The sequence below is a fragment of the Paraburkholderia sp. RL17-381-BIF-C genome (assembly GCF_046026435.1).
Taxonomy (GTDB): domain Bacteria; phylum Pseudomonadota; class Gammaproteobacteria; order Burkholderiales; family Burkholderiaceae; genus Paraburkholderia.
This window is the reverse complement of sequence record NZ_JARESX010000063.1, coordinates 16,066-42,801: the sequence shown is the minus strand read 5'-3', so window position 1 is coordinate 42,801 and position 26,736 is coordinate 16,066. Positions and strand designations below refer to the sequence as shown.

Here is a 26,736-nt window from a genome sequence, read left to right as displayed (position 1 = left end):
TAACAAAGCAAGGAAAGGCCAAAAAACCCAAAGCGGCCACAAAAAACCCAACGCGCCAACCTTCCCATTATATGGATCAACCACTCACATATTGGAGGTTTCCCAAAAACCGCCCTACAATCCGAACCAACACGCAAAGCGCAACAAAGCAACGGCAAAAAAAAGCCCACGCAGCGCCAAAGCGACAGCAAAAAAACCGGAGACAAAGCCAACCATGCCCAAGGCAAAAAGGCAGCATCACGACGCCCAAAGCATCGCCCAAAGCATCGCCAGAACGGCGCGCACGGCGAGCACCCAAGGCCCCCTCTCCGGCCCCGCGCTGTAAGCGCAAAAAAACCACCGAAAAGCGAATCGCCATGAACAAAGCGATGCCCACTCACGCCGCGTCCGCGCCCGAAGCCGATCTGGCGTCATCCGCCGATCAAGCGCCCCGCGCCGCGCCGCGCCCGACGCCGGCCACGAAAGCGCCCCGCGCCAGCGCCGCTGTCCAACCGGTCCCGGTCGACGGAATCGCCTTACCCAGCACGCTGCTCGACATCACACCGCAGCAAGCGGGCACGCAAACGCTCCTGCGCGGCCTGGCGATCCTGGAAGCAGCCGCAGCCGGCGTGCGCGACCTGCGCACCTTCGGCGCCGCGCTCGGCACGACCCGCAGCACGACGCATCGGCTGGTGAGCAGCCTCGTGCAGGCCCGCTATCTCCGCCAGGTGCAAGGCGGCTACCTGCTCGGCCCGAAGCTGATCGAACTCGGCACGATCGCCCTCGAACAGATGCCGCTCACCGCGGTCGCGCGTCAGCATCTCGAATCGCTCGCGGAACAGACGCTCGACACGATCCACCTCGGCGTGCGCGATGGCGACGACGTGCTGTACATCGACAAGATCCCCGGCACGCGTGGCCTCGAAATGCGCTCGCGCGTCGGGCACCGCATGCCGCTGGCGTCGACGGGAATCGGCAAGGCCATGATGCTCGATCTCACGCCGGACGTCTGGCAGTCGCTTTTCGATGCATCGCGTCGCGCGCTCGCCGGCGTCAGCTTCAAGCCGGATAACCGTCCCGACGCGCAGACCTTCATGCAGCGCATGACCAACTACGCCGCCGGCGGCTACACCTTCGACCTCGAAGAAAACGAGGCGTCGATCCGCTGCGTCGCGGCCCCGGTGCGCGATGCGTCGGGCGCGGTGGTGGCGGCGCTCTCGGTGGCGAGCACGATTCCGTATATGTCGCTCGAACGCATGGACGAACTGATTCCGGTCGTGCAGCGCGAAGCGCGCGCGATCTCGGAAGAACTCGGCTGGCGCGCCCCGCAACCGGCAACCCGCAGGATCAAGCGATGAAGCAAGCGGGTTCTCCCACCCCGGCAGTCAGCCACGCCGCAGCAGGCGCAGTCGACACCACGCACGCGCACGCCGCGCTGATCGCGCTCGATTGGGGCACGACCTCGCTGCGCGCGTATCTGTATGACGCGTCCGGCAATGTGCTGGCCACGCGCGCATCGACGGCGGGCATCATGAATCTGCCGCGCAGCGCGGAGCAGGGCGGCTTCGACGCGGCTTTCGAGGACGTCTGCGGCGCCTGGCTCGCAGACGCGCCCGGCGTGCCGGTGATCGCGGCAGGGATGGTCGGCAGCGCGCAAGGCTGGCTGGAAGCGCCTTATGTGGATACGCCGGCGAGCGCCGATGCGCTGGTGGCCGGCATCGTCCGCGTCGAGGCAGCCTGCGGTGTGACGCTGCATATCGTGCCGGGCGTCCTGCAGCGCGGCGAACTGCCCAACGTCATGCGCGGCGAAGAAACGCAGATTTTTGGCGCGCTCGGCGAAGAAGCGAACGTGACGAACGCCACGAACGCCACGAACGCCACCCATCCCGCCGACAGCAAGCGCGCACTGATCGGTCTGCCCGGCACTCACGCGAAATGGGCGGTGGTGCAGGCGGGCCGGATCGAACGTTTTCACACCTTCATGACCGGCGAAGTGTTCGCGGCATTGCGCGAGCACACGATCCTCGGCCGCACGATGCTCACGCCGGATCTGCCGGACACCGGCGCATTCCTGCACGGCGTGAACATCGCGCGGGAAAAGGGTCAGGCGGGTGTGCTCGCGACCATATTCAGTTCGCGCACGCTCGGCCTCACCGGACAACTGTCGCGCGAACAACAGCCCGACTATCTGTCGGGATTGCTGATCGGGCACGAACTGGCCGGCCTCGACGCGGTGCTCACGCAACAGCAAAGCACGCTCGCCGGGCAGAGCCTGCGCCTGATCGGCAACGAAGCGCTGTGCGAGCGCTACCGCCTCGCGCTGGCGCAGTTCGGCTGCACTCAGGCGGAATTGGTCAAGCACGCCACCGAGCGCGGCCTGTGGCGCGTCGCCTCACAGGCAGGGCTGGTCAATCCGGCCGCTCACGCGGCACGCGCCGGCTAACCGGCAACGCCGCCGCTTACGAAACAAGGAACCGACATGCAACCTCACATCAATCTGCCCGCTCCGTACATGCCGCACGCGGGTTTGATCGCGGCGTTCGAGGCCTGTCCGCTGATCGCGATCATGCGCGGCGTGACGCCCGCCGATGCCGCCGAGCACGGCCAGGCGCTTTACGAAGCCGGCTTCCGGATCGTCGAAGTGCCGCTGAATTCGCCGCAGCCGTTCGACAGCATCGCTGCGATCCGCAAGGTGTTGCCGGCGGATGCGATCGTCGGCGCGGGCACGGTGCTGCATCCGAGTTTCGTCAACGACGTGAAGTCGGCGGGCGGCGAACTGATCGTCATGCCGCATAGCGATCCGGAAGTGGTCAGCGCCGCGAAAGCGCAAGGCATGGCCTGCGCGCCGGGCGTCGCGACGCCGACGGAAGCGTTCATCGCGCTGAAGAACGGCGCCGACGTGCTGAAGATGTTCCCCGCCGAACAACTCGGCTGCCAGGTCGTGAAGGCATGGCGCGCGGTGATCGCGGCGGAAGTGCCGCTGGTGCCGGTCGGCGGCATCACGCCCGACAACATGGGGCCGTTTCTCAGCGCGGGCGCGAACGGCTTCGGCCTCGGCTCGGCGCTGTACAAGCCGGGTCAGAGCGCGGCCGTGACCGCATCGCACGCGAAGGCGTTCATCAACGGTTTGCGCATTGCCCGCGCGGGTGCGAAGAAATGAAGCGACTCGCCGGCAAAGTTGCTCTCGTCACCGGAGCCGGTCGCGGCATCGGCGCGGCGATCGCGCATGCGTTCGCGCGCGAGGGCGCGGCAGTCGTGCTGGCCGAACTGGACATCGAAACCGCGCAGCAGACGGCGGAGCATATCAAGTCGCAAACCGGCGCGCGCGTGCTCGCGGTGCCTACGGACGTGACGCAGGCGGCTTCGGTTCAGCACGCGGTGAGCGAAGCCGAACGCGCATTCGGCTCGGTCGACGTGCTGGTGAACAACGCCGGCATCAACGTGTTCTGCGATCCGTTGACCATGACCGACGACGACTGGCGCCGTTGCTTCGCCGTCGATCTCGACGGCGTGTGGAACGGTTGCCGCGCGGTGCTGCCGGGCATGGTCGAACGCGGCGCGGGGAGCATCGTGAATATCGCTTCGACGCACTCGTTCAAGATCATTCCGGGCTGCTTTCCGTATCCGGTGGCCAAGCACGGTGTGATTGGCCTGACCCGCGCGCTCGGCATCGAATACGCGCCGCGCAACGTGCGGGTCAACGCGATCGCGCCGGGTTACATCGAAACGCAATTGACGCACGACTGGTGGAACGAACAGGCCGATCCGGCCGCCGCGCAGCAGGCGACGCTGGATCTGCAACCGATGAAGCGCATCGGCCGCCCGGAAGAGGTGGCGATGACGGCGGTGTTTCTCGCCTCGGACGAAGCGCCGTTCATCAACGCCACCTGCATCACCGTGGATGGTGGGCGCTCGGCGCTGTATCACGACTGATTTTTGCAAGACCCGGATTGCGCAGGGGCGCAAGGAGTACACCGGACGACGCGCTGGCCGCGTGTGTCACAACCGGTACAAGAAGACGCGGCCGATACCTTCTCGTTACCAATTAGTCAGGAGACACGCATCATGAAACGTAGAATTTTCCTCACGCTTGCAGCAGCGGCGACGGGTGTGCTCTTCAACGCACCGGTCGCGCAAGCCGCTGATCCGGTGAAGATCGGCTTCCTCGTGAAGCAGCCGGAAGAGCCGTGGTTCCAGGACGAGTGGAAGTTCGCCGAAATCGCCGCCAAGGAGAAGGGCTTCACGCTGGTGAAGATCGGCGCGCCGTCGGGCGAGAAGGTGATGAGCGCAATCGACAATCTGTCGGCGCAGAAGGCGCAAGGCTTCGTGATCTGCACGCCGGACGTCAAGCTCGGACCGGGCATCGTCGCGAAGGCGAAGGCCGACGGCCTGAAGATGATGACGGTGGACGACCGTCTGGTCGACGGCGCGGGCAAGCCGATCGCGTCGGTGCCGCATATGGGCATCTCGGCATACAACATCGGCAAGCAGGTCGGCGACGGCCTGGCGGCGGAAATCAAGAAGCGCGGCTGGGACATGAAGGACGTGGGCGCGATCGACGTGACCTACGAACAGCTGCCGACCGCGCATGACCGCACGAGCGGCGCGACTGACGCCCTGATTGCCGCCGGCTTCCCGAAGGCGAACATCATCGCCGCGCCGCAAGCGAAGACCGACACGGAAAACGCGTTCAACGCCGCCAACATCGCGTTGACGAAAAATCCGAACTTCAAGCACTGGGTGGCCTACGCGCTGAACGACGAAGGTGTGCTCGGCGCGGTGCGCGCAGCGGAAGGCCGCGGCTTCAAGGCGGACAACATGATCGGTATCGGCATCGGCGGATCGGAATCGGCGCTGAACGAGTTCAAGAAGCCGTCGCCGACGGGCTTCTACGGCACGGTCATCATCAGCCCGAAGCGCCATGGCGAAGAAACCTCGACGCTGATGTACGACTGGATCACGCAAGGCAAGGCACCGCCGGCACTGACGCTGACCAGCGGCATGCTGGCCACGCGTGACAACGTTGCCGATGTGCGCCAGAAGATGGGCCTCGCGGCCAACTAAGCGGTTTGGTTGGGACGCGGTGACATGAAGTGAACTGCCGGTGCGTGTTTCCCTTTCGCGGAAGAGAGCGCGCGCCGGCAGCAGCCATAAAAGATCGGCAGTAGAGACAGACGGTTCACACGAAGCATTAGGAGGCGAAGTGTCAGCGACGCTACGTTTTGACAATATCGGCAAAGTCTTTCCAGGCGTGCGCGCGCTCGACGGTGTGTCCTTCGACGTCAACGTCGGCCAGGTGCACGGCCTGATGGGCGAAAACGGCGCAGGGAAATCGACCCTGCTGAAAATTCTCGGCGGTGAATATCAGCCCGACTCGGGCCGCGTGATGATCGACGGCAACGAGGTGCGCTTCTCGAGCGCGGCGTCGTCGATCGCGGCGGGGATCGCGGTGATTCACCAGGAACTGCAATACGTGCCCGATCTGACGGTCGCGGAAAACCTGCTGCTTGGCCAGTTGCCGAACTCGCTCGGCTGGGTCAACAAGCGCGAAGCCAAACGCTTCGTGCGCGAACGCCTCGAAGCGATGGGCGTGGCGCTCGATCCGAACGCGAAGCTGCGCAAGCTCTCGATCGCGCAACGCCAGATGGTGGAAATCTGCAAGGCGCTGCTGCGCAACGCGCGCGTGATCGCCCTGGACGAGCCGACCAGCTCGCTGTCGCACCGCGAGACCGAGGTGCTGTTCAAGCTCGTGCGCGACCTGCGCGCCGACAATCGCGCGATGATCTACATCTCGCACCGCATGGACGAGATCTACGAACTGTGCGACGCCTGCACGATCTTCCGCGACGGCCGCAAGATTGCGTCGCACCCGACGCTCGAAGGCGTGTCGCGCGACACCATCGTCAGCGAGATGGTGGGGCGGGAAATTTCGGACATCTATAACTATTCGGCGCGGCCGCTAGGCGAAGTGCGCTTCGCGGCGAAAGCAATCGAAGGCCACGCGCTTGCGCAACCGGCCAGCTTCGAAGTGCGGCGCGGCGAGATCGTCGGCTTTTTTGGTCTGGTGGGCGCGGGTCGCAGCGAGCTGATGCATCTGGTGTACGGCGCAGATCACAAGAAGGGCGGCGAGCTGGTGCTCGACGGCAAGCCGATCAAGGTGCGCAGCGCGGGCGAAGCGATCCGGCACGGCATCGTGCTATGTCCGGAAGACCGCAAGGAAGAAGGCATCGTCGCGATGGCGACCGTGTCGGAGAACATCAACATCAGTTGCCGCCGTCACTATCTGCGCGCGGGGATATTCCTCGATCGCAAGAAGGAAGCGGAAACCGCGGACCGTTTCATCAAGCTCTTGAAGATCAAGACGCCGAGCCGCCGCCAGAAGATTCGCTTCCTCTCGGGCGGTAATCAACAGAAGGCGATTCTGTCGCGCTGGCTGGCCGAGCCGGATCTGAAAGTGGTGATTCTCGACGAGCCGACCCGCGGTATCGACGTCGGCGCGAAGCACGAAATTTACAACGTGATCTATCAGCTTGCCGAACGCGGCTGCGCGATCGTGATGATTTCGTCGGAGTTGCCGGAAGTGCTCGGCGTGTCCGACCGGATCGTCGTGATGCGCCAGGGCCGGATTTCCGGCGAACTGGCGCGCAAGGATGCAACGGAACAATCGGTGTTGAGCCTCGCGCTGCCGCAAAGCTCGACCGCGCTGCCCGAAACCGCTGCCCAACAGGCGGCCTGAACATCATTCGGACGAAAGTCCGGCAACCCGTGGGGAACGGGAGGAGTCTTCAACATGCAAGCCAGAGAAAACCTCGCGCAACAGGCCGCCAAGAGCGCCGCTGATGCGCTGATTCCGCAGTCCAACGACAAGGCGAAATGGTGGCAGCAGATCACCGAGTACAGCCTGATCGTGATCTTCGTCGTGATGTTCATCACGATGTCGCTGACCGTCGATCACTTCTTCTCGATCGAGAACATGCTCGGCCTCGCGCTGTCGATTTCGCAGATCGGCATGGTCGCGTGCACGATGATGTTCTGTCTGGCCTCGCGCGACTTCGACCTCTCGGTCGGTTCGACGGTCGCGTTCGCCGGCGTGCTGTGCGCGATGGTGCTCAACGCCACCGGCAACACCTTCATTGCGATCATCGCCGCGGTGGCGGCGGGCGCCGTGATCGGCTTCGTCAACGGCGCGGTGATCGCGTATCTGCGCATCAACGCGCTGATCACCACGCTCGCCACGATGGAAATCGTCCGCGGTCTCGGCTTTATCGTCTCGCACGGTCAGGCGGTTGGCGTGTCGTCGGACACGTTCATCGCGCTGGGCGGCTTGAGCTTCTTCGGCGTGTCGCTGCCGATCTGGGTCACGCTGCTGTGCTTCATCGTGTTCGGCGTGATGCTCAACCAGACCGTGTACGGCCGTAATACGCTCGCCATCGGCGGCAATCCGGAAGCGTCGCGTCTGGCCGGTATCAACGTGGAACGCACGCGCGTCTACATCTTCCTGATTCAGGGCGCGGTGACCGCGCTGGCCGGTGTGATTCTGGCCTCGCGTATCACGTCGGGTCAGCCGAATGCCGCGGAAGGTTTCGAGCTGAACGTGATCTCGGCGTGCGTCCTGGGCGGCGTCTCGCTGCTCGGCGGCCGCGCGACGATTTCCGGCGTCGTGATCGGCGTGCTGATCATGGGTACGGTCGAGAACGTGATGAACCTGATGAACATCGACGCGTTCTATCAGTACCTCGTGCGCGGCGCGATCCTGCTCGCCGCCGTGATGCTCGACCAGTTGAAGAACCGCGGCTCGCGGGATTAAACGCGCGACCCACTCACTTGCTCTAAAAGGAATCGAACGATGTCGTCTCCGGCCAATGCAAACGCCCGTCTCGCGGACAGCACCTTCGCACGCTATCCGAGTCTTGTGGATCGCACGGTATTGATCACGGGCGGCGCGACCGGCATCGGCGCATCGTTCGTCGAGCATTTCGCGGCGCAAGGCGCACGCGTCGCGTTCTTCGATATCGATGCCAGCGCCGGTGAAGCGCTCGCCGACGAACTCGGCGATTCGAAGCACAAGCCGCTGTTTTTGCCGTGCGATCTCACCGATATCGACGCGCTGCAAAAAGCGATCGCCGACGTGAAGGCCACGCTTGGGCCCATTCAGGTGCTGGTGAACAACGCCGCGAATGACAAACGCCACACGATCGGCGAAGTCACGCGCGAGTCGTTCGACGCTGGCATTGCGGTGAATATCCGTCACCAGTTCTTCGCGGCGCAAGCGGTGATGGAAGACATGAAGGCGGCCAACGGCGGCTCGATCATCAACCTCGGTTCGATCAGCTGGATGTTGAAGAACGGCGGCTATCCGGTGTATGTCATGTCGAAGTCGGCGGTGCAGGGTTTGACGCGCGGTCTCGCGCGCGACCTCGGTCACTTCAATATCCGCGTCAATACGCTCGTGCCGGGCTGGGTGATGACCGAGAAGCAGAAGCGCCTGTGGCTCGACGACGCGGGCCGTCGCTCGATCAAGGAAGGGCAGTGTATCGACGCCGAGCTGGAACCGGCCGACCTCGCCCGCATGGCGCTCTTCCTCGCCGCCGACGACAGCAAGATGATCACCGCGCAGGACATCATCGTCGACGGAGGCTGGGCGTGAGTGCGAACGCTTCGTCAGGCGCGGCTGCACAGCGCGCGGCGCTGCTGCTCGACACGAAGTGCACGCTCGGCGAAGGCGCGACATGGTGCGCGCAAACCGGCCGCTTCTACTGGACGGATATCGAAGGCGCGCGCCTGTGGCGCTATGACCCGAGCGACGGCCGCAGCACGTTCTGGCGCATGCCCGAGCGGCTTGCCACGTTTGCGCTGTGCGCCGATCCGCATCACCTGTTGCTTGGTCTCGCCACGCATCTCGCGTTCTTCGATCTCGCTACCGGCGAGACACGGCGCATCGTCGACGTCGAACCCGGTTTGAACACGCGCGTGAACGACGGCCGCTGCGACCGTCAGGGCCGCTTCGTCTTCGGGACCAAAGATGAGAGCGCGCCGGTGCAGCCCGTCGGCGGGTTCTACCGTCTCAATCACGATTTGTCGCTGGAGCGTTTGCCGCTGCCCGCGCCGGCGATCTCGAACAGCATCGCGTTCAGTCCCGACGGCGCGACGATGTACTACTGCGATTCGCCCACGCGCGAAATCCGCGTCTGCGACTATCGCGCGGATGGCAGCGTCGCCAACGATCGCCTCTTCACGCGCCTGACCGACGCCACCGGCGAACCCGACGGCTCGACTGTCGATCGCGACGGCGGGCTGTGGAACGCGCAGTGGGGCGGCCGGCGGGTGGTGCGTTATGGCCCGGACGGCGTGGAAACGGAGCGCGTCGACGTGCCGACCGCGCAGCCCAGTTGCGTCGCGCTGGGCGGGGCGCAACTCGGCACGCTGTACATTACGAGCGCGCGTTGCGACCTCGATGCTGCCGCGCTCGCCGACGATACGCGGGCGGGCGGCGTGTTCATCGCGACGCCCGGACGGCGTGGTTTGCCGGAACCGGTGTTCCAAGGCGCGCCTGCTTAGCGCAGAATGACGCTGCCTCGGTCTCGAGGCAGCAACGAAGCAACGCAGCAACGAAGCGCAATGAGGCATTGAATCTGAAAGTGTGTCGCAAGTTGATGTTGCAATACCAGTGGCAGCAAATCGGCAGCATGCAGTTCGGACCCAGAGGCGACCCGGTCAAGAAAATCGCCCTACAGCATCCGTCAGCAATGACGGCAACGTCCCAAGCCTCTCGATGGAGCCAGATATGACTGTTGCGAATCTCGTTTCCTCCTCCCCACAGACCTCTCAGAGCCGACGCTCGCGACTCGCCGCGGCGGCCAATCCGGTGCTTCCGGGTCCCAGCACGTCGGCGGTGGCCGTCGGCGAAACCAGCGGCGGCGATGTCGCGTGCATTACGCTCGCCAATGCGCATTTGCGTCTCGATGTCGCGCCGACGCTCGGTGGCGGCGTCACCCGTTTCGACTGGCGCAACGACGGCGCGCTCACGCCGATCTTTCGGCGCTGCCGACATGTCGGGGTCGATACGCAGCCGAACGAACTCGCGTGCTATCCGCTGCTGCCGTATTCGAACCGGATCGGCGGCGGCCATTTCAACGTGGCGGGCCGTCGCGTCGAGGTGCCGCGCAATCGCGCCGACGAACCCCTGCCGATTCACGGCGACGGTTGGCAATCGGCCTGGCAGGTCGCCGAGTCGGACCGTGAAAACGTGCGGCTCACGCTCGATCGCCGCGATGGCAAGCCCTACGCATACAGTGCGACGCAAACCTATACGCTGGACGGCCCGACGCTCGTCGTGACGCTCGAAATCGAAAACGCCGGGCGTGAAGCGCTGCCTTTTGGGCTGGGCGTACATCCCTTCTTCGTGCGTGACGCGGACACCGAGTTGTCGGCGGCGGCCGGCGGCCTGTGGCTCTCCGGCGACGACTGGCTGCCCGTGCGGCACGTGCCGGCGCCGCCCGCCTGGCAATTCGGCGTGGCGTATCCGCTGCCGGAAACGATCGTCAATCACGCTTTCACCGGCTGGAGCGGCCAGGCGGCGGTGGTGTGGCCCAAGCGCCGCCTGTCGCTGAACATTGCCGCCGATACCGATTACTACGTGCTGTACACGCCGCCGGGCGAAGACTTCTTCTGCTTCGAACCCGTCGATCATCCGATCAACGCGATGAATCTGGCCGGCGGCGCGAGTGAAAACGGCATGACCTTGCTGGGACGCGGCGAGCGTCTCACGCGCACGTTCCGCTTCACCGTCGAGCGCACCGGTTTGCGCTCGATGCCGGGAGCGCGCGGCTCGAAGCGCAAGCAGTAGCGGGCGAGGGTGGCGCGACAGGGCGGACGTGTGCATGCCCTGATGCGCTGCGGGCAATCGGCTCGCACGCTTCGCGAGCGCCGGGCCGATGCCGTGCGCACCTAGGGCGCGTTGCGGACGCTAGCCTCGCCTGTCCGCATCTCGCTCCGGACCAACGCTGCGCACGCTCGCAGCGCGGACCGCCCCGCAGGACGGGTAAAATACGCGCCTCTTCCGTTTTCCTGCTCGCCGCGAGACCCACCATGTCCAATTTCATCCAGACACTCAACGACGCCTGGCAGCGCACCAACTCGCTGCTGTGCGTCGGCCTCGATCCCGAGCCCACTAAATTCCCGGGCGCGCTCGCGGGCCGGCCCGAAGCGATTTTCGACTTCTGCCGCACGATCGTCGACGCAACGGCGCCGTATGCGTCGTCGTTCAAACCGCAGATTGCCTACTTCGCGGCACATCGTGCGGAAGACCAGCTCGAGCAGTTGATCGCCCACATTCACGCGAACCATCCGGGCCTGCCGGTGATTCTGGATGCGAAGCGCGGCGACATCGGCAGCACCGCCGAGCAATATGCGCGCGAGGCGTTCGAGCGCTATCAGGCCGACGCGGTCACGGTGAATCCGTACATGGGTTTCGATTCGATCCAGCCGTATCTGGAGCACGAAGGCAAAGGCGTCATCGTGCTGTGCCGCACGTCGAACGCGGGTGGCTCCGATCTGCAATTCCTGGAAACGGGCGGCCGTCCGCTGTATCAGGTCGTCGCGCAACTGGCGGCTGACAAATGGAATGCAAGCGGCCAACTGGGTCTGGTGGTCGGCGCGACGTTCCCGAAGGAAATCGAAATGGTGCGGGGGATTGTCGGCGATATGCCGCTGCTGATTCCGGGCATCGGCGCGCAAGGCGGCGACGTGCAAGCCACGGTCAACGCCGGCCGTACCGCGAATGGCACGGGCATGCTGATCAACTCGTCGCGGGCGATTATCTACGCGGGCAAGGGTGACGATTTCGCCGAAGCCGCAGCGAAGGCCGCGATGGAAACGCGCGACCGGATCAACGCGTTCCGGTAATCGCAGGCTGTTTTTTCGAAGACAGCTTCATGAGCGGGTGGGGTTCAAACGGGCCCTAGCCGCTCGATCAACGCCGCATGCTGCGGATGCCGCGCTTTCAGCGCATCGACATCCGCCAGCTCGAATTCGCTGAATTCAAAACCCGGCGCGACGGTGCAGCCCACCAGCGCGAAGGTCGCCGGATCCGCGCACTCCGCCGCGAACCACAAACCTGCGGGCACCACGGCCTGAAACACAGCGTCGGCATGCGTCAGCGCGTTGCCGAGTCTGTGCGTCACCAGCGCGCCGGTCTCGTCGAGCACGTGAACGTGCAACGGCTCGCCCGCATAGAAATGCCAGACCTCGTCGGATTTGATCCGATGCCACGCCGAATGTGCGCCGTCACTGAGCAGGTAGTAGATCGCTGTCGACGCCGAGCGGGTTTCCGTGGAACCGCCGCCGTTTTTGTTGCGCATCACGCGCTCCGCCGACCGATATGTTTCGCTAAAAAATCCGCCTTCGGGATGCGGCTTGAGATCGAGGCGGCGGACCAGTTCGTCCTTGACTGCGTGCGAATCAGGCATGGGCTTTCCGCGTTGAAGAAGGGTTAATGCTCGCGCTCGTCGAGCAAGGCGAGTACCCCGCGCAAGGCATGTGCGGCGGCCTGCACGCGAATCTTTTCGCGGTCGCCCTTGAAAATCTTCGTTTCCACCGACGTATGCAGCCGGTTGCTCCAGCCGAACGACACCATGCCGACCGGCTTGGTCTCGGTGCCGCCACCCGGACCGGCGACGCCGGTAATCGACAGCGAAACCTGCGCGCGGCTATTGCGCAGCGCGCCTTCGGCCATGGCGCGCGCCACCTGCTCGCTCACCGCGCCGTGCTTCTCGATCAACTCGGCGGGCACGCCGATCATCTCGCTTTTCGCCTGATTCGAATACGTGACGAAGCCGCGCTCGAACCAGCCGCTGCTGCCGGAAATGTCGGTGATCGCGGTCGCCACCATGCCGCCCGTGCAGGACTCGGCGGTGACGAGCATCAGGCGCTCGTCGCGCAGACGGTTGCTCACGCGAATGGCGAGCTGATGAACGACGGAATCGGTAGGCATGGCGTCAATCCGGAGAGCAGGGGACCGGCGGTGGCTGCCCGGCGGCGCGCGGGCCGCCGGGCAACGGTTATACGGACATGCGCCAGAGCGCAATCACGAGCAGCGTGAAAAACGCGGCGACCAGGTCATCGAACATGATGCCAAAGCCACCTTTCAGGCGTCGATCGAAATAACCGATGGGCGGCGGTTTCACCATGTCGAAGAAGCGGAACACGATGAACGCCCACAGCTGGCCGGTCAGCGTGACCGGCGTGACCATCAGCAGCACCAGCCAGAATGCGATGATTTCGTCCCACACCACGGGCGACGGATCGTCGATGCCGAGCTTCTTCGCGGTAAACCCGCAAATCGCAATCCCGCCGAAGAAGCCGGCGACGATCAGCGCGCCCCATTCGACCACCGTCAGGTAGCGGCTCAGGACGGCGAACGAGGCCCACGCGAAGAGCGTGCCGATCGTGCCCGGCGCGACTGGCGACAAGCCGCTGCCAAACCCCAGCGACAGGATGTGCAGCGGATGCGACAGCATGAAGCGCGCGGTGGCACGGCGCGGCTGACGGCCCGGCGGACGCGGATCGGGCGCGCGCGGCGCGCGCGGCGGTTCGCCGCCGATGAGTTTGTCGGCAGCGCCGAGCGGGGGATCAGTCTGCATGAAAGTGGTCGAAGCCTTGCAACGTCAGTGTGAGCGGCGCGCCAGCGGTGTCGTGCCAGCTGATCGCCGGGCGCTCGGTCGCCGCCTGGAGAGCGCTTATTGTACCGATGCGGGTGACCGGCACACCCACCTCGCGACCTGCCGCTTCGACCGAGGCGCGCGCCGAGGCCGGCGCGGTGAAACACAGCTCGTAGTCGTCGCCGCCGGCGAGCGTGCAGCGGCGCTGGATCTCGGGCGAGAGGCGGCGCAGCGCGTCCGAGCGCGGCACGGCGTCGACGTCGACGGCGGCTCGAAGATTCGATCGTTCGAGGATGTGCAGCAGGTCGCCGGCGAGGCCGTCCGAGAGGTCGAGCGCCGCGTGGGCGATGCCTCGCAGTGCCAGCCCGAGGGCGACACGTGGCTCCGGGCGTTCGAGGGCGCGACGAAACGTCGCAGCGTCGCTGGCATCCGCGGACCACTCACCGCGTTGCACGCCGAGGCCGGCGCGCGCGTCGCCGAGCGTGCCGGAAATCCAGATATCGTCACCCGGCTGCGCGGCGTCGCGGCGCAGCGCCGCGCGCGGCGGCACGCTGCCGAACACGGTAATGCACAGATTCAGCGGGCCCCCCGTCGTATCGCCGCCGACCAATTCGCAGCCGTAGCGTTCGGCCAGCGCGAACAGTCCTTCGCTGAACGCGGCGAGCCACGCTTCATCCGCTTTCGGCAGGGCGAACGCCAGCGTGAACGCCAGCGGTTTGGCGCCCATGGCGGCGAGGTCCGACAGATTGACCGCCAGCGCTTTGTGACCCAGCGCCTCGGGATCGACGTCAGGAAAGAAGTGGCGGCCTTCGACGAGCATGTCCGTCGAAATCGCCAGCATTTCGCCTGCGGGCGGCGCGAGCAGCGCACAGTCGTCGCCGATGCCGAGCGTGCCGCCCGCGGCGTCGGAGGGCCGCGCCGCAGCGCGGCGGGCGAAGAAGCGATCGATCAGCGAAAACTCGGAGAGCATGGTGGCGATGGATGAATGGATAAGTGCCGCGAAGTTCGGCTAACGGCGCGCATTGTACGAAGTGGGCAAAGGGTCGAGACTCGATCCGCCGGCAACTCCGAGACGGGTGACGTTCGGGCGCCAGTAGGTTACGCCAGCCTTTCGCTCTGTTTCAGTCGCGGCAGTTGTACCCGTATTGAAGGAATTGGGCCGGCAATTGGGGCTACAATGCCGTCGAACGTCTATTCTAATCTGCCCTTCGAAGCCCGCCTTATGTCGACTCCCGTCAATAGCAAACTCCGCGAAGCCGCCCTCGATTACCACGAGTTCCCCACCCCCGGGAAGATCGCGATCGCCCCGACCAAGCAGATGATCAACCAACGCGACCTCGCGCTGGCGTACTCGCCGGGCGTGGCATTCGCGTGTGAGGAAATCGTCGAGAACCCGCTGAACGCCGCGCGCTTCACCGCGCGCAGCAACCTGGTCGGCGTGGTCACGAACGGCACCGCGGTGCTCGGTCTGGGCAACATCGGGCCGCTCGCCTCAAAGCCGGTTATGGAAGGCAAGGCCGTCCTGTTCAAGAAATTCGCCGGCATCGACGTGTTCGATATCGAGCTGAACGAGTCCGACCCGCACAAGCTGGTCGACGTGATCGCGGCGCTGGAGCCGACCTTCGGCGGCATCAACCTCGAAGACATCAAGGCGCCGGACTGCTTCATCGTCGAACGCGAATGCCGCAAGCGCATGAAGATTCCGGTTTTCCACGACGACCAGCACGGCACGGCGATCGTCGTCGCGGCGGCCATCACCAACGGCTTGAAGGTGGTCGGCAAGGACATCAAGGAAGTCAAGCTGGTGTCCTCGGGCGCGGGCGCGGCGGCGCTGGCCTGTCTGGACCTGCTGGTCGATATCGGCTTGCCGCTCGAAAACATCACCGTCACCGATCTGGCCGGCGTGGTCTACAAGGGCCGCGTCGAACTGATGGACCCGGACAAGGAGCGCTTTGCGCGTGAAACCGACGCCCGCACGCTTGCCGAAGCGATCGGCGGCGCGGACGTTTTCCTCGGCCTCTCGGCCGGCGGCGTGCTCAAGCAGGACATGGTCAAGCAGATGGCGGACAAGCCGCTGATTCTGGCGCTGGCCAACCCCACGCCGGAAATCCTGCCGGAACTCGCACTGGAAGTGCGTCCGGACGCCGTGCTGTGCACGGGCCGCACGGACTACCCGAACCAGGTGAACAACGTGCTGGTGTTCCCGTTCCTGTTCCGCGGCGCGCTGGATGCGGGCGCGACCACGGTGACGCGGGAAATGGAAATCGCGGCGGTCAATGCGATCGCCGAACTGGCGCGCCAGGAGCAGAGCGATATCGTCGCGACGGCGTATGGCATTCAGGACCTGTCGTTCGGCCCTGAGTATCTGATTCCGAAGCCGTTCGATCCGCGCCTGATCGTCAAGGTCGCGCCGGCCGTGGCAAAGGCCGCGATGGATTCGGGCGTCGCCGAGCGTCCGATCGAGGACATGGACGCTTACGAACAGCATCTGCAGCAGTTCGTGTATCACAGCGGCACGACCATGAAGCCGATTTTCCAGCTGGCGCGCGGCGTCGAGCCGGAGAAGAAGCGCATTGTGTTCGCGGAAGGCGAAGAAGAGCGCGTGCTGCGCGCCATGCAGATCATCGTCGACGAAAAGCTGGCCAAGCCGATTCTGATCGGCCGCCCGGCTGTGATCGAGCAGCGTATTGCGCGCTACGGTCTGCGTCTGGTCGCGGGTCAGGACTACACGGTCGTGAACACCGACCACGACGAGCGTTACCGCGACTTCTGGCAGGAATATCACAAGATGATGTCGCGCAAGGGTATCAGCGCGCAGATGGCCAAGCTCGAAATGCGCCGCCGCACCACGCTGATCGGCGCGATGCTGGTGGAAAAGGGCGAAGCCGACGGCATGATCTGCGGCACCGTGTCGACCACGCATCGGCACCTGCACTTCATCGATCAGGTGATCGGCAAGAAGGAAGGCGCGAAGGTCTACGCGGCGATGAACGCGCTGGTCCTGCCGAATCGTCAGATCTTCCTCGTGGATACGCACGTGAACGTCGATCCGACGCCGGAGCAACTCGCCGAAATCACGATCATGGCGGCGGAAGAAGTGCGCCGTTTCGGTATCGAGCCGAAGATCGCGCTGCTGTCGCATTCGAACTTCGGCACCAGCAACGCGCCGACCGCGCAGAAGATGCGCGACACGCTGGCCATCCTGCGCGAACGCGCGCCGGACCTGCAGGTGGACGGCGAAATGCACGGCGACATCGCACTCGACGCAAATCTGCGCCGCGAAGTGATGCCCGACTCAACGCTCGAAGGCGACGCGAACCTGCTGGTGCTGCCGAACATCGACGCGGCCAACATCTCGTACAACCTGCTGAAGACCGCCGCGGGCAACAACATCGCGATTGGTCCGATGCTGCTGGGCGCGGCCAAGCCGGTGCACGTGCTGACGGCTTCGGCGACGGTGCGCCGGATCGTCAACATGACGGCGCTGCTGGTGGCGGATGTGATCGCGGCGCGTTAATTCGCGATCCAGACAAAGCATGGCGCGGGAACGTCCGCGCTGTGAAAAAAAAAGGCGTGCCCGCAACGGGCACGCCTCAGGGTGAACAGGGGATACCTCACCCTAAAAACGGCAAGTCAGACAAAATTCCGCCTTCAAAGAGCGCTCAACGGCTATAAGCCATTGCAACGGCGCATTCAGATGCTTGCAGACGCAGACGCAGCGGCCTGCCGACCACCCCTCACACGCCCGCCTTCACTCCATTTGCGCCGTTAGAATAAATTTTAGCTTGACTAAGCTATTTATTCTGTCAAAAGTCGTCAAAGTCCCTCCGGTGGGCCATTCCCGCCTGATTGCAAGTTTGGGGTCGGCTGGCGAGCGTTGATTCCGGGGGCCATTAGCGATACCCTTACGTCTTTCATGGTCGTCAAACTCGTGATCTAACAGCGGGGAACCTTGATACATGGCACGCAAGTGGCAACGCATGAAAGGCGTGCTGATCGGTGCTGTTACGCTGTGCGCTCTATCTGGCCCCGTGCCTGGCGCGTATGCACGCGACTCCACGGCGCCCGCCGACTCGAACGCGCAGTTTCAGGGCACGATCGCGCTGGCGCAGTTGCCACGCGAAGCGGTCAATACATTGAACTTGATTGCCGCAGGCGGGCCTTACCCGTATGAGAAGGACGGCATCGTATTCGGCAATCGCGAACGGTTGCTGCCGGCCCATCGGCGCGGCTATTACCACGAATACACCGTTTCCACGCCTCGCTCACGTAATCGCGGGGCGCGTCGCATCGTCTGCGGAGGTCCGCTGAAGCGAACCGACAATTGTTACTACTCGGACGACCACTACACCAGTTTTAATCGTATTGTTGAATGACATCGGGATGAACGGCATGAGCGACAACGTCTACGCGCACGACTCCGGAGTCGCGACGGATCTTTTCGCGGCCGGCGACGGCAATCTGTTCCAGCGCGTCATGCAGATGCGAGCCGCCGATCAGGGCCGCGAGAACCAGAGCGAAGCAGGCACTGTGGTTTCATCGAACGAGGAGCCCATGAGTCTTTTCAAGACCGTACGACCGAACATCGTACAGTCGATCCGCGCGTTCCGCGTGCAGGATCTGGCCGACGAGGCCAACCAGCTCGGCCAGCATTTTCTGTATGCGTATTGCGCCAATGCGCAGTCCAAACAGGAAGTGCTGGAGACTATCGCGACGTCGTTCCTGTTTCCGAAACACTTCGGCAAGAATTACGACGCGCTTTACGACTGTTTGACCGATCTGGTTCATAAGGCGGGTGCGCAGCCGGGCTTCGTGATCGTCCTCGAGCAGTTGCCGGTGGCGCAGAAGTTCGACAAGGAAGGGCGCGAAACGCTGCTGGACGTGTTCCGCGAAGCCTCCGAATTCTGGGCCGAGCGCAAGGTGGCATTCCGCGTGTTTTACTCGTTCGCCTGAGATTTTCGTTTGTATTTTTGCCCGAGCGTTTCCTGCTTGGGCTAAGTGACAAGGCCCGCCAATGGCGGGCCTTTGTTTTTGCTGCTGTAGATGCCGACGTGACCTGCGCCGCCGCCGGTCCAGACGGCAAACCCTGCACGCAGACGGCTTACCAGCCGCCCCAGCCGGCCGCCAGCGCCGAGAGCACGGCGATGCCGGCAGTTTCAGTGCGCATCACGCGCGGGCCGAGGCCGACGGCGGTGAATCCGTGGTCGGTCGCGGCTGCTTCCTCTGCGGCGGAAAAGCCGCCTTCCGGGCCGACCAGCACTGTCACGCGGCCTTTTGGCGGCTCGGCGGGCAACGCGGAAAAGCTGATACTGGCCCGCGGCGACAGCAGAATGCGCAAGTCGCCTTCGTCAGGCGTGCGAGGCATGGCGCCCAGCCAGGTGGCGATCTCGCGCACCGGCATGACTTCCGGCAGGCGATTGCGCCCGCACTGCTCGCACGACGCCCGCACGATCCCTTGCCAATGCGCATGGCGCCGCTGCGCGCGCTCGCCCGACAGACGCACGACGCTGCGGGTGGTGGTCAGCGGCACAAAGGCTGCCGCGCCGAGTTCGACGGCCTTTTCGATCAGCCAGTCCATCTTGTCGCCGCCGGCGATACCTTGCGCGAGCGTGAGGCGATACGGCGCCTCGACTTCGATATTGCGGAATTCGCGGATTCTTACCTTGGCCGAGCGGCGCTCGACCTCGACGAGTTCGGCGCTATATTCGCCGCCTTCGCCATTGAACAGCACGATCGAATCGCCGGGCTGCAAACGCAGCACGAGCACATGCCGAACGACGTCATCGGGAAGCTGCATGATGTCGTCGGGTTGGAGGGGCGTTCCGACGAAGAAGCGTGGCATCAGAAAAATACTCATTGGTTCACGAAAGGTGGCGAGCGAGCGCCCAGCGGTAGCCGTCCAGATCTTCGACCTGGGCGAAGCGGTCGCCCCAGAACTGATCCTGTGGCTCGCTCAGCGATTTTGCGCCGGCGGCCAGCGCCCGCGCGTAAATCGCGTCGACATCGTCGACATAGACATAGAACGATTGCGGTGCGATCGCGCCCGCGCTTTTCGGTGTTTTCGCAGCCGAGCCGAACGCGCCTTCCGGTGCGAACATCACGATCAACTGGCCCTGGTAGGTCATCTCGACATGCATGACGACACCGTCGTCCTGGACACTGTCGCGCACTTCGAAGCCGAACGCCGCTGTGAAGAACGCGGACGCGGCACGTGCATCGCGCACCGTCAGATAGGGGGTCAACCAAGGCACACCGGCGGGGCGGGAGGCGGTCATGGAGTTCTCCGGATCCAAAGGGTTGGCGGGGCATAGGCGGCAAGTCCAGGCGGACGGTCGCGCATCGAGATGCCGATAGCGCAGTCCGACGGAACCGAGCATTTTGCCCACGCGTTAGCTTGCTGGCTTTAAGAATTGACTTAGTTTATCGCGCACGGCGCGGGATGCCGAGAAGAGTCCCGCGTGCATCGCTGCGTCGTAGTGCTTCAGGCCGTCGATTTGGCGCGCGGCGAGGCGCTCGGCGAGCGTCGCGGCGGTGAGGGCGGCGGGGTCGAGTGTGTCGCTGGCGGTGGCCATCATCCAGAGCGAGCCGTAAAGCGGAACAAAGGTGCTCATGGTGCGGACGATGCCAAACGCCGCGCGCAGGTCGCCGAGCAGGCGCGCGATGCGCTCGGCGTGAAAATACGGCGAGCCGAGGTGTACGGAGACGGCGGCCGTCGGGCTCATGATCCGCTTGAGTTGCTGATAGAAGGCCCGCGTGTAAAGGCCGGCAGCGGGCGAGTCGGGCGGCGTCAGGTCGAACACGACCAGATCGAATTGCGCCGGCGCTGCTGCTTCGACGTAATGCGCCGCGTCGCCGATCACCAGTTCGACGCGAGGGTTGTCGAAGGCGCCACCGTGCACTTCCGGCAGATGCTCGCGCGTCAGACGGACCACTTCGGCGTCCAACTCCGCCACCACGATCCGTTCGATGCCCGCATGCCTCAGCAATTGCCGCGCGGCGCCGCCGTCGCCGCCGCCCAGCACGAGCGCCGCTTGCGGCGATGGATGCGCCAGCGCGGCCGGATGCACCATGCATTCGTGATAGATGAACTCGTCGCCGGTGGACGCCATCGGACGGCCGTCGAGCGTGAAGAGCCGGCCGAGCTGCGGCGTGTCCCAGACTTCGATCCGCTGAAAAGGCGAATCGACGTGCGCCACCCGCTTCGCATGCGGAAATCCGTAGACGGCGTCGGGACTCGGTCGGAACAGCAGCGGAGCGCTCACGGCTGGCGGGCTCCGTGCGGAGCGCGGTGGGTTGAGGTTGTGCAATTGTAAAGGGCGAAGCACGGCGCGGCCTCGGCGCGCGCACCGAGCCGCACGACCCGTCGGCTTTCGGGGCGGGGGGCGGGCAACGTTCTGTTAGAATGTCACGCTTTCAGCCTTGTCCGTTTGCTCTGCCCGTTTCGCGTCTCCTGGCGCCGCACCGTGCGCCCGAGTGAGCTGGCATTCGAGCATCCGGGCCTCAAGCGCGTACCGCCTTCTGACTCTGTCTCCGGACTCGACATGACGACCCCGTCTCCCGCACCCACTTCCTTGATGGCCAACGCAATCCGCGCGTTGTCCATGGACGCCGTTCAAAAAGCGAACTCCGGCCACCCCGGCATGCCGATGGGCATGGCCGAAATCGGCGTGGCTTTGTGGTCGCGCCATCTGCGCCACAACCCGAAGAACCCGCAATGGGCCGATCGCGACCGTTTCGTGCTGTCGAACGGCCACGGCTCGATGCTGCTGTATTCGCTGCTGCACCTCACCGGCTACGATCTACCGATCGAAGAGCTGAAGAACTTCCGCCAGATGCATTCGAAGACGCCGGGCCACCCGGAATACGGCATCACGCCGGGCGTCGAAACGACCACGGGCCCGCTCGGCCAGGGTCTGGCGAACGCGGTCGGCATGGCGCTCGCCGAGTCGCTGCTCGCGACCGAGTTCAACAAGCCTGACGCAACCATCGTCGACCACCACACGTACGTGTTCGTCGGCGACGGCTGCCTGATGGAAGGCATCTCGCACGAAGCGTGCTCGCTCGCGGGCGTGCTGAAGCTGAACAAGCTGATCGCGTTCTACGACGACAACGGCATCTCGATCGACGGCGAAGTGGTGCACTGGTTCCACGACGACACGCCGAAGCGCTTCGAGGCGTATGGCTGGAACGTGATCCCCAACGTGGTCGGCCACGACGTCGAGGCAGTCGACGCAGCCATCAAGCAGGCCAAGCAATCCGACAAGCCCACGCTGATCTGCTGCAAGACGGTGATCGGCGAAGGCTCGCCGAACAAGGCGGGCAGCCACGATTCGCACGGCTCGGCGCTCGGCGACAAGGAAGTCGCGGCCACGCGCGAGAAGATCGGCTGGAAGTGGGAACCGTTCGTGATCCCGCAAGAGGTCTACTCCGCATGGGACGCAAAGGAAGCCGGCGCACGCAACGAAGCCGAGTGGGACAAGGCGTTCGCCGCGTACGCAGCCAAATATCCGCAGGAAGCCGCTGAATTCAAGCGCCGCGACGCGAAGCAGTTGCCGGCCGACTGGAAGGAAAAGGCCAAGGCGATCATTGCCGGCGCGAACGAGCGCGCGGAAACCGTCGCAACGCGCAAGGCATCGCAACAGGCTATCGAAGCGTTGTCGGCCGTGCTGCCGGAACTGCTCGGCGGCTCCGCCGACCTGACCGGTTCGAACCTGACCAACTGGAAGGCCGCCAAGCCGGTGCGCGTGAACGCCGAAGGCAAGGCTGCCGGCAACTACGTCAATTACGGCGTGCGCGAATTCGGCATGAGCGCCGCGATCAACGGCGTCGCGCTGCATGGCGGCTTCAAGGCCTTCGGCGGCACGTTCCTGACGTTCTCGGACTACAGCCGCAACGCGCTGCGCGTCGCCGCGCTGATGAAAGCGCCGTCGATCTTCGTGTTCACGCACGACTCGATCGGTCTGGGCGAAGACGGCCCGACCCACCAGTCGATCGAACATGTTGCGAGCCTGCGTCTGATTCCGCACCTGCAAGTGTGGCGTCCGGCTGATACCGTGGAGACGGCGGTGGCCTGGACCCACGCGGTCGAACATCACGGCCCGTCGGCCCTGATCTTCAGCCGTCAGAACCTGCCGTTCTCGGAACGCACGGACGCGCAGATCGCCAACATCGAGAAGGGCGGTTACGTGCTGCGCGACTGGAACGACGAAATCGTCGCGCGCAAGATCATCCTGATCGCCACCGGTTCGGAAGTCGAACTGGCGCTGAACGCGGTCGAGCCGCTGGCGCGCGAAGGCATCGCGGCGCGCGTCGTGTCCATGCCGTCGACCACTGTGTTCGACAAGCAGGACGCCGAATACCGCGAGCGCGTGCTGCCGCAAGGCGTGCGCCGCGTCGCGATCGAAGCGGGCGTTTCGGATTTCTGGCGCAAGTACGTGGGTCTGGAAGGCGGCGTGGTCGGTATCGACACGTTCGGCGAATCGGCCCCGGCTGGCGTGCTGTTCAAGCATTTCGGCTTCACCGTCGAACACGTGGTGGAGACGGCAAAAGCCGCACTCGGCTGATCCTGGACAAGCGTTGCCGTTTGCGTGCGAACGCGCGGCAACGCTGTCAGTCAGACGGACCTGGAAGAATTTTTTTAGCCATCAGGAGATAGACCATGACGATTCGCGTCGCAATCAACGGCTACGGCCGGATCGGCCGCAACACGCTGCGCGCCTTCTATGAAAACGGCAAGAAGCACGATATCGAAATCGTCGCCATCAACGATCTCGGCGATGCCAAGACCAACGCTCACCTGACGCAGTACGACACGGCGCACGGCAAGTTCCCGGGCGAAGTGTCGGTGGACGGCGACTACCTGGTCGTCAACGGCGACAAGATCCGCGTGCTGGCCAACCGCAACCCGGCTGAACTGCCGTGGGGCGAGCTGAACGTCGACGTCGTGCTGGAATGCACGGGCTTTTTCACGACCAAGGAAAAGGCGAGCGCGCACATCAAGGGCGGCGCGAAGAAGGTGATCATTTCGGCGCCGGGCGGTAAAGACGTCGACGCCACGATCGTCTACGGCGTGAACCACAACGTGCTGAAGGCATCGGACACGGTCATTTCGAACGCCTCGTGCACGACGAACTGCCTCGCACCGCTCGTCAAGCCGCTGAACGACAAGATCGGCCTGGTGAACGGTCTGATGACCACGATCCACGCATACACGAACGACCAGGTTCTGACGGACGTGTACCACGAAGACCTGCGCCGTGCGCGCTCGGCCACGCATAGCCAGATCCCGACCAAGACCGGCGCTGCTTCGGCGGTCGGCCTCGTGCTGCCGGAACTGAACGGCAAGCTGGACGGCTACGCGATTCGCGTCCCGACGATCAACGTGTCGGTCGTCGACCTGTCGTTCATCGCCGCGCGCGACACGACGGTCGAAGAAGTCAACGCGATCATGAAGGAAGCGTCGGAAGGCTCGCTGAAGGGCATCCTCGGCTACAACGATGCACCGCTGGTGTCGATCGACTTCAACCACAACCCGGCTTCGTCGACGTTCGACGCGACGCTGACCAAGGTGTCGGGCCGTCTGGTGAAGGTGTCGAGCTGGTACGACAACGAGTGGGGCTTCTCGAACCGCATGCTGGACACGGCTGTGGCGCTGGCTAACGCGAAGTAAATCACGGCGCTTCGTGCGCTGTGCCTGCCAAAGCCGGTTTGAGTCGGCGGAGGCAGAAAAAAACCGCTCTTCGGAGCGGTTTTTTTACGCCTACTGCGGTTGCGGAGTCGGGAAATAGACGCCGGCGCGCTGCGCGGCGTTCGAGATATGCGTTTCGATGGCCTTGCCGGCCGCGGCGGAATCGCGCGCCTTCAGCGCATCCAGAATCACGCGATGCTCGTTGTACGTGGATAGCACCAGTTCACGCCGGTAATACGGCATGCGCTGGCTTTCCTTCATGATCTCCGCGCTGCTGCTCAGGATCGACTCGATGGCAGCATTGCCGGCAATGCTGACGATCCGCATGTGGAAGTCGTAGTCGAGCCGGGCGGCTTCATCGAGTTCGTCGCAGGCGAGCGCCGTTTGCATGGCCGTGATGTTCTCTTCGAACCACGCGAGGTCGGAATCACTGACCGCGAGCGCCGCCATACGCGCGATAAAGCCTTCCAGCGCGAAACGCATCTGATACGTATCAGGCAGCGACGACTGCTCCGCGAAGCGCCACGGTTGCGCGGCCGACGCCTGCGCGCTTTCCACGTACACACCCTTGCCGGGCCTGATTACCAGCAAACCGAGCGCTTCGAGCGTGGAGAGCGCTTCGCGCAACGAAGCACGGCTGATCGCGAGTTCTTCGGAGAGCTGACGCTGAGCCGGCAGCAAGCTGCCTACGGGATAGACGCCCGCTTCGATCCGTTCGCGGATGGTCGCGATCGCGGCATCGGTAACGGTATGCGGGACGTTTTTCATCGTTGTCTCACTTTGGAATCGCGGTCTGACCAGCATTGTAATACGCGGTCCGAACGCTCGTGCAGCTTACCGTCTGCTGACGCCGATCCGGCCAAAAACCGCTGCAAAAACAGCGGGTAAACACTGTTTTATGAAACCTTGACGTCAGTATATCGGCTTCCTACTATTCGACATAACAGCACTGGTCGGACCAGTCGGAACAGATGTGAATCGTAACCAGGAGGAAGCCGTGTTGAAATTTTTCAATTCGCTGTTTGGCCGGGTCGTCATAGCGCTGGTGGCCGGTATCGTGATCGGCGCCGTATTCCCGCATTTCGCCCAATCGCTGCGTCCACTCGGCGACGGCTTTCTCAAGCTGATCAAGATGGTGATCGGCCCGATCGTCTTCTGCGTCGTGGTCAGCGGCATGGCGCATGCCGGCGACTTGCGCAAAGTGGGCCGCGTCGGCCTGAAGGCCGTGGTCTACTTCGAGGTGATGACGACGATCGCGCTCGTGATCGGCGCAGTCCTGGCGTACGTTACGCGTCCTGGCGTCGGCATGAATATCGATCTGCGCTCGCTGGATCCCGCGTCGCTCTCCACGTACACCGAGCACGCCAAGAGCCTGAAGGACACGGCCGGCTTCCTGCTGAAAATCATCCCCGACACGGCGATCAACGCTTTCGCCACCGGCGACATCCTGCAAATTCTGGTGTTTTCGGTGCTGTTCGGCTCGGCGCTGTCGCTGCTCGGCAATAAGGCTCAGCGCGTGAGCAGCCTGATCGACGAACTGTCGCAGGTTTTTTTCCGCGTGATGGGTTTCATCATCAAGCTCGCGCCGCTCGGCGTGCTAGGGGCGATCGCCTTCACCACCGGCACCTATGGCGTCGAGTCGCTCAAGCAACTCGGCTTGCTGGTGCTCGTGTTCTACGCGAGCTGCTTCGTGTTCGTAGTCGTGGTGCTGGGCGTCGTCATGCGGCTCGCCGGCTTCAGCATTTTCAAGCTGATTCGCTACCTGCGCGAAGAGTTGTCGATCGTGCTCGGCACCGCTTCGTCCGACGCCGTGCTGCCGCAGATCATGCGCAAGCTCGAATGGATGGGCGTCAAGGATTCGACCGTCGGCCTCGTCATTCCGACCGGCTACTCGTTCAATCTGGACGGCTTTTCCATCTACCTCACGCTCGCCGTGATTTTCATCGCGCAGGCCACCAACACGCCGCTGTCGATGCACGACCTGATCGTGGTGGTGCTGGTTTCGCTGGTGACCTCGAAGGGCGCGCACGGCATTCCCGGCTCGGCCATCGTGATTCTGGCCGCCACGCTTTCTGCGATTCCGGCGATTCCCGTGCTCGGCCTCGTGCTGATCCTGCCGGTCGACTGGTTCGTCGGCATTGCGCGCGCGTTGACCAACCTGATCGGCAACTGCGTGGCGACAGTGGTGGTCGCCGTGTGGGAGAACGATATCGACCGGGCGCGCGCTCATCGCGTGCTGAATCGCGACGCGGCGTTGCGCTACGTGCCGGCCGGCGACGACGCCGCGCCCGCCGCTGGCGAACACGCTCCTGCCGTCTAAACCGCTTGAAATCTGCTTCCGAATCCGCGCGCGCCCACGCAGCAGCGCGCCTTCAGCGCCGGCAGAGGCTGCACATGCCGGCTCTCCTTCAC

General features: G+C 64.2%; 26 protein-coding genes. 18 read left to right on the top strand and 8 right to left on the bottom strand.

The genetic code is table 11. The annotated features are described in order from the left end of the window. The 12 genes from P0D70_RS28530 to pyrF all read left to right on the top strand — a co-directional run. The coding region (locus P0D70_RS28530; RefSeq protein ID WP_408186916.1) for a hypothetical protein at positions 1-325 on the top strand (325 nt) is incomplete at its 5' end. Between the two features lie 31 nt (positions 326-356). Then, the gene (locus P0D70_RS28525) at positions 357-1,337 is read left to right on the top strand and encodes an IclR family transcriptional regulator (protein WP_408186915.1); all 981 of its coding nucleotides are present in this window, start codon (positions 357-359) and stop codon (positions 1,335-1,337) included. Then, positions 1,334-2,422 carry a 2-dehydro-3-deoxygalactonokinase gene (locus tag P0D70_RS28520; RefSeq protein ID WP_408186914.1) on the top strand — a complete coding sequence of 363 codons (1,089 nt, stop codon included), beginning with the start codon at positions 1,334-1,336 and terminating at the stop codon, positions 2,420-2,422. Before P0D70_RS28525 ends, P0D70_RS28520 begins: the two co-directional genes overlap by 4 nt. A 36-nt stretch (positions 2,423-2,458) precedes the next feature. Continuing rightward, positions 2,459-3,139: a 2-dehydro-3-deoxy-6-phosphogalactonate aldolase gene (locus tag P0D70_RS28515; protein WP_095418212.1), complete on the top strand. Its 681-nt coding sequence runs from the start codon at positions 2,459-2,461 to the stop codon at positions 3,137-3,139. Continuing rightward, entirely contained in the window at positions 3,136-3,912 is a 777-nt protein-coding gene (locus P0D70_RS28510; RefSeq protein ID WP_408186913.1) for an SDR family oxidoreductase, read from the top strand. Before P0D70_RS28515 ends, P0D70_RS28510 begins: the two co-directional genes overlap by 4 nt. 132 nt (positions 3,913-4,044) lie before the next feature. Next, a complete protein-coding gene (locus tag P0D70_RS28505) occupies positions 4,045-5,043 on the top strand; it encodes an arabinose ABC transporter substrate-binding protein (protein ID WP_091799055.1) in 999 nt (332 codons plus the stop codon). Positions 5,044-5,182: 139 nt separating this feature from the next. Beyond that, positions 5,183-6,715 carry an L-arabinose ABC transporter ATP-binding protein AraG gene (gene araG, locus P0D70_RS28500; protein WP_091799058.1) on the top strand — a complete coding sequence of 511 codons (1,533 nt, stop codon included), beginning with the start codon at positions 5,183-5,185 and terminating at the stop codon, positions 6,713-6,715. 54 nt (positions 6,716-6,769) lie between these two features. After that, positions 6,770-7,786, top strand: coding sequence for an L-arabinose ABC transporter permease AraH (gene araH / locus P0D70_RS28495; protein ID WP_408186912.1), 1,017 nt, complete (start codon positions 6,770-6,772; stop codon positions 7,784-7,786). Positions 7,787-7,825: 39 nt separating this feature from the next. Next, positions 7,826-8,626 (top strand): SDR family NAD(P)-dependent oxidoreductase, encoded by an 801-nt coding sequence (locus tag P0D70_RS28490; protein WP_091799064.1) that lies wholly within the window; start codon positions 7,826-7,828, stop codon positions 8,624-8,626. Next, positions 8,623-9,537, top strand: a complete 915-nt coding sequence (locus P0D70_RS28485) for an SMP-30/gluconolactonase/LRE family protein (RefSeq protein ID WP_091799068.1) — start codon at positions 8,623-8,625, stop codon at positions 9,535-9,537. Before P0D70_RS28490 ends, P0D70_RS28485 begins: the two co-directional genes overlap by 4 nt. Before the next feature lie 226 nt (positions 9,538-9,763). Next, entirely contained in the window at positions 9,764-10,825 is a 1,062-nt protein-coding gene (locus P0D70_RS28480; protein ID WP_091799071.1) for an aldose 1-epimerase, read from the top strand. Positions 10,826-11,067: 242 nt separating this feature from the next. Next, positions 11,068-11,883 (top strand): orotidine-5'-phosphate decarboxylase, encoded by an 816-nt coding sequence (gene pyrF / locus P0D70_RS28475; protein ID WP_408186911.1) that lies wholly within the window; start codon positions 11,068-11,070, stop codon positions 11,881-11,883. Positions 11,884-11,927: 44 nt separating this feature from the next. On the opposite strand, the gene P0D70_RS28470 is transcribed toward pyrF, so the two are convergent. From P0D70_RS28470 to thiL, 4 genes are all read right to left on the bottom strand, one after another. Continuing rightward, positions 11,928-12,446 carry a cupin domain-containing protein gene (locus P0D70_RS28470; RefSeq protein ID WP_408186910.1) on the bottom strand — a complete coding sequence of 173 codons (519 nt, stop codon included), beginning with the start codon at positions 12,444-12,446 and terminating at the stop codon, positions 11,928-11,930. A 23-nt stretch (positions 12,447-12,469) separates the two neighbouring features. Further along, positions 12,470-12,970, bottom strand: coding sequence for a CinA family protein (locus P0D70_RS28465; RefSeq protein ID WP_091799080.1), 501 nt, complete (start codon positions 12,968-12,970; stop codon positions 12,470-12,472). A 67-nt stretch (positions 12,971-13,037) separates the two neighbouring features. Then, complete coding sequence (locus P0D70_RS28460; RefSeq protein ID WP_177205066.1) at positions 13,038-13,619, bottom strand: phosphatidylglycerophosphatase A family protein; 582 nt, start codon at positions 13,617-13,619, stop codon at positions 13,038-13,040. Next, positions 13,609-14,607: a thiamine-phosphate kinase gene (gene thiL / locus P0D70_RS28455; protein WP_408186909.1), complete on the bottom strand. Its 999-nt coding sequence runs from the start codon at positions 14,605-14,607 to the stop codon at positions 13,609-13,611. Before thiL ends, P0D70_RS28460 begins: the two co-directional genes overlap by 11 nt. Positions 14,608-14,814: 207 nt before the next feature. Between thiL and P0D70_RS28450 the strand changes: the two genes are divergently transcribed. The 3 genes from P0D70_RS28450 to P0D70_RS28440 all read left to right on the top strand — a co-directional run bounded on the left by P0D70_RS28450 (position 14,815) and on the right by P0D70_RS28440 (position 18,590). Next, entirely contained in the window at positions 14,815-17,154 is a 2,340-nt protein-coding gene (locus tag P0D70_RS28450; protein ID WP_091799086.1) for an NADP-dependent malic enzyme, read from the top strand. A 442-nt stretch (positions 17,155-17,596) separates the two neighbouring features. Next, the gene (locus P0D70_RS28445; RefSeq protein WP_091799089.1) at positions 17,597-18,013 is read left to right on the top strand and encodes a ribonuclease; all 417 of its coding nucleotides are present in this window, start codon (positions 17,597-17,599) and stop codon (positions 18,011-18,013) included. Positions 18,014-18,029: 16 nt separating this feature from the next. Then, positions 18,030-18,590, top strand: coding sequence for a barstar family protein (locus tag P0D70_RS28440; RefSeq protein WP_091801013.1), 561 nt, complete (start codon positions 18,030-18,032; stop codon positions 18,588-18,590). 148 nt (positions 18,591-18,738) lie between these two features. On the opposite strand, the gene P0D70_RS28435 is transcribed toward P0D70_RS28440, so the two are convergent. The 3 genes from P0D70_RS28435 to speE all read right to left on the bottom strand — a co-directional run bounded on the left by P0D70_RS28435 (position 18,739) and on the right by speE (position 20,899). Further along, entirely contained in the window at positions 18,739-19,479 is a 741-nt protein-coding gene (locus tag P0D70_RS28435; protein ID WP_408186917.1) for a 16S rRNA (uracil(1498)-N(3))-methyltransferase, read from the bottom strand. Between the two features lie 19 nt (positions 19,480-19,498). Then, positions 19,499-19,912: a VOC family protein gene (locus tag P0D70_RS28430; RefSeq protein ID WP_011489849.1), complete on the bottom strand. Its 414-nt coding sequence runs from the start codon at positions 19,910-19,912 to the stop codon at positions 19,499-19,501. Positions 19,913-20,026: 114 nt separating this feature from the next. Continuing rightward, the gene (gene speE / locus P0D70_RS28425) at positions 20,027-20,899 is read right to left on the bottom strand and encodes a polyamine aminopropyltransferase (RefSeq protein ID WP_408186908.1); all 873 of its coding nucleotides are present in this window, start codon (positions 20,897-20,899) and stop codon (positions 20,027-20,029) included. 279 nt (positions 20,900-21,178) lie between these two features. Between speE and tkt the strand changes: the two genes are divergently transcribed. Beyond that, positions 21,179-23,200, top strand: a complete 2,022-nt coding sequence (tkt, locus tag P0D70_RS28420) for a transketolase (protein WP_091799099.1) — start codon at positions 21,179-21,181, stop codon at positions 23,198-23,200. Positions 23,201-23,295: 95 nt separating this feature from the next. Next, on the top strand, positions 23,296-24,306 hold the full coding sequence (gene gap, locus P0D70_RS28415; protein ID WP_408182856.1) for a type I glyceraldehyde-3-phosphate dehydrogenase: 1,011 nt from the start codon (positions 23,296-23,298) through the stop codon (positions 24,304-24,306). Between the two features lie 90 nt (positions 24,307-24,396). On the opposite strand, the gene P0D70_RS28410 is transcribed toward gap, so the two are convergent. Next, on the bottom strand, positions 24,397-25,092 hold the full coding sequence (locus P0D70_RS28410; protein WP_091799105.1) for a FadR/GntR family transcriptional regulator: 696 nt from the start codon (positions 25,090-25,092) through the stop codon (positions 24,397-24,399). A gap of 229 nt (positions 25,093-25,321) precedes the next feature. On the opposite strand from P0D70_RS28410, the gene P0D70_RS28405 reads away from it, so the two are divergent. Next, positions 25,322-26,644, top strand: coding sequence for a C4-dicarboxylate transporter DctA (locus P0D70_RS28405; RefSeq protein WP_408186907.1), 1,323 nt, complete (start codon positions 25,322-25,324; stop codon positions 26,642-26,644). Positions 26,645-26,736: the final 92 nt, after the last annotated feature.

What these genes read in the sequence shown, in the direction of transcription:
- P0D70_RS28525 (WP_408186915.1), top strand. Translation starts at nt 357, where the DNA reads ATGAACAAAGCGATGCCCACTCACGCCGCGTCCGCGCCCGAAGCCGAT.
- P0D70_RS28520 (WP_408186914.1), top strand. Translation starts at nt 1,334, where the DNA reads ATGAAGCAAGCGGGTTCTCCCACCCCGGCAGTCAGCCACGCCGCAGCA.
- P0D70_RS28515 (WP_095418212.1), top strand. Translation starts at nt 2,459, where the DNA reads ATGCAACCTCACATCAATCTGCCCGCTCCGTACATGCCGCACGCGGGT.
- P0D70_RS28510 (WP_408186913.1), top strand. Translation starts at nt 3,136, where the DNA reads ATGAAGCGACTCGCCGGCAAAGTTGCTCTCGTCACCGGAGCCGGTCGC.
- P0D70_RS28505 (WP_091799055.1), top strand. Translation starts at nt 4,045, where the DNA reads ATGAAACGTAGAATTTTCCTCACGCTTGCAGCAGCGGCGACGGGTGTG.
- araH (WP_408186912.1), top strand. Translation starts at nt 6,770, where the DNA reads ATGCAAGCCAGAGAAAACCTCGCGCAACAGGCCGCCAAGAGCGCCGCT.
- P0D70_RS28490 (WP_091799064.1), top strand. Translation starts at nt 7,826, where the DNA reads ATGTCGTCTCCGGCCAATGCAAACGCCCGTCTCGCGGACAGCACCTTC.
- P0D70_RS28480 (WP_091799071.1), top strand. Translation starts at nt 9,764, where the DNA reads ATGACTGTTGCGAATCTCGTTTCCTCCTCCCCACAGACCTCTCAGAGC.
- pyrF (WP_408186911.1), top strand. Translation starts at nt 11,068, where the DNA reads ATGTCCAATTTCATCCAGACACTCAACGACGCCTGGCAGCGCACCAAC.
- P0D70_RS28470 (WP_408186910.1), bottom strand. Translation starts at nt 12,446, where the DNA reads ATGCCTGATTCGCACGCAGTCAAGGACGAACTGGTCCGCCGCCTCGAT.
- P0D70_RS28465 (WP_091799080.1), bottom strand. Translation starts at nt 12,970, where the DNA reads ATGCCTACCGATTCCGTCGTTCATCAGCTCGCCATTCGCGTGAGCAAC.
- P0D70_RS28460 (WP_177205066.1), bottom strand. Translation starts at nt 13,619, where the DNA reads ATGCAGACTGATCCCCCGCTCGGCGCTGCCGACAAACTCATCGGCGGC.
- thiL (WP_408186909.1), bottom strand. Translation starts at nt 14,607, where the DNA reads ATGCTCTCCGAGTTTTCGCTGATCGATCGCTTCTTCGCCCGCCGCGCT.
- P0D70_RS28450 (WP_091799086.1), top strand. Translation starts at nt 14,815, where the DNA reads ATGCCGTCGAACGTCTATTCTAATCTGCCCTTCGAAGCCCGCCTTATG.
- P0D70_RS28445 (WP_091799089.1), top strand. Translation starts at nt 17,597, where the DNA reads ATGGCACGCAAGTGGCAACGCATGAAAGGCGTGCTGATCGGTGCTGTT.
- P0D70_RS28440 (WP_091801013.1), top strand. Translation starts at nt 18,030, where the DNA reads ATGAGCGACAACGTCTACGCGCACGACTCCGGAGTCGCGACGGATCTT.
- P0D70_RS28435 (WP_408186917.1), bottom strand. Translation starts at nt 19,479, where the DNA reads ATGCCACGCTTCTTCGTCGGAACGCCCCTCCAACCCGACGACATCATG.
- P0D70_RS28430 (WP_011489849.1), bottom strand. Translation starts at nt 19,912, where the DNA reads ATGACCGCCTCCCGCCCCGCCGGTGTGCCTTGGTTGACCCCCTATCTG.
- tkt (WP_091799099.1), top strand. Translation starts at nt 21,179, where the DNA reads ATGACGACCCCGTCTCCCGCACCCACTTCCTTGATGGCCAACGCAATC.
- gap (WP_408182856.1), top strand. Translation starts at nt 23,296, where the DNA reads ATGACGATTCGCGTCGCAATCAACGGCTACGGCCGGATCGGCCGCAAC.
- P0D70_RS28410 (WP_091799105.1), bottom strand. Translation starts at nt 25,092, where the DNA reads ATGAAAAACGTCCCGCATACCGTTACCGATGCCGCGATCGCGACCATC.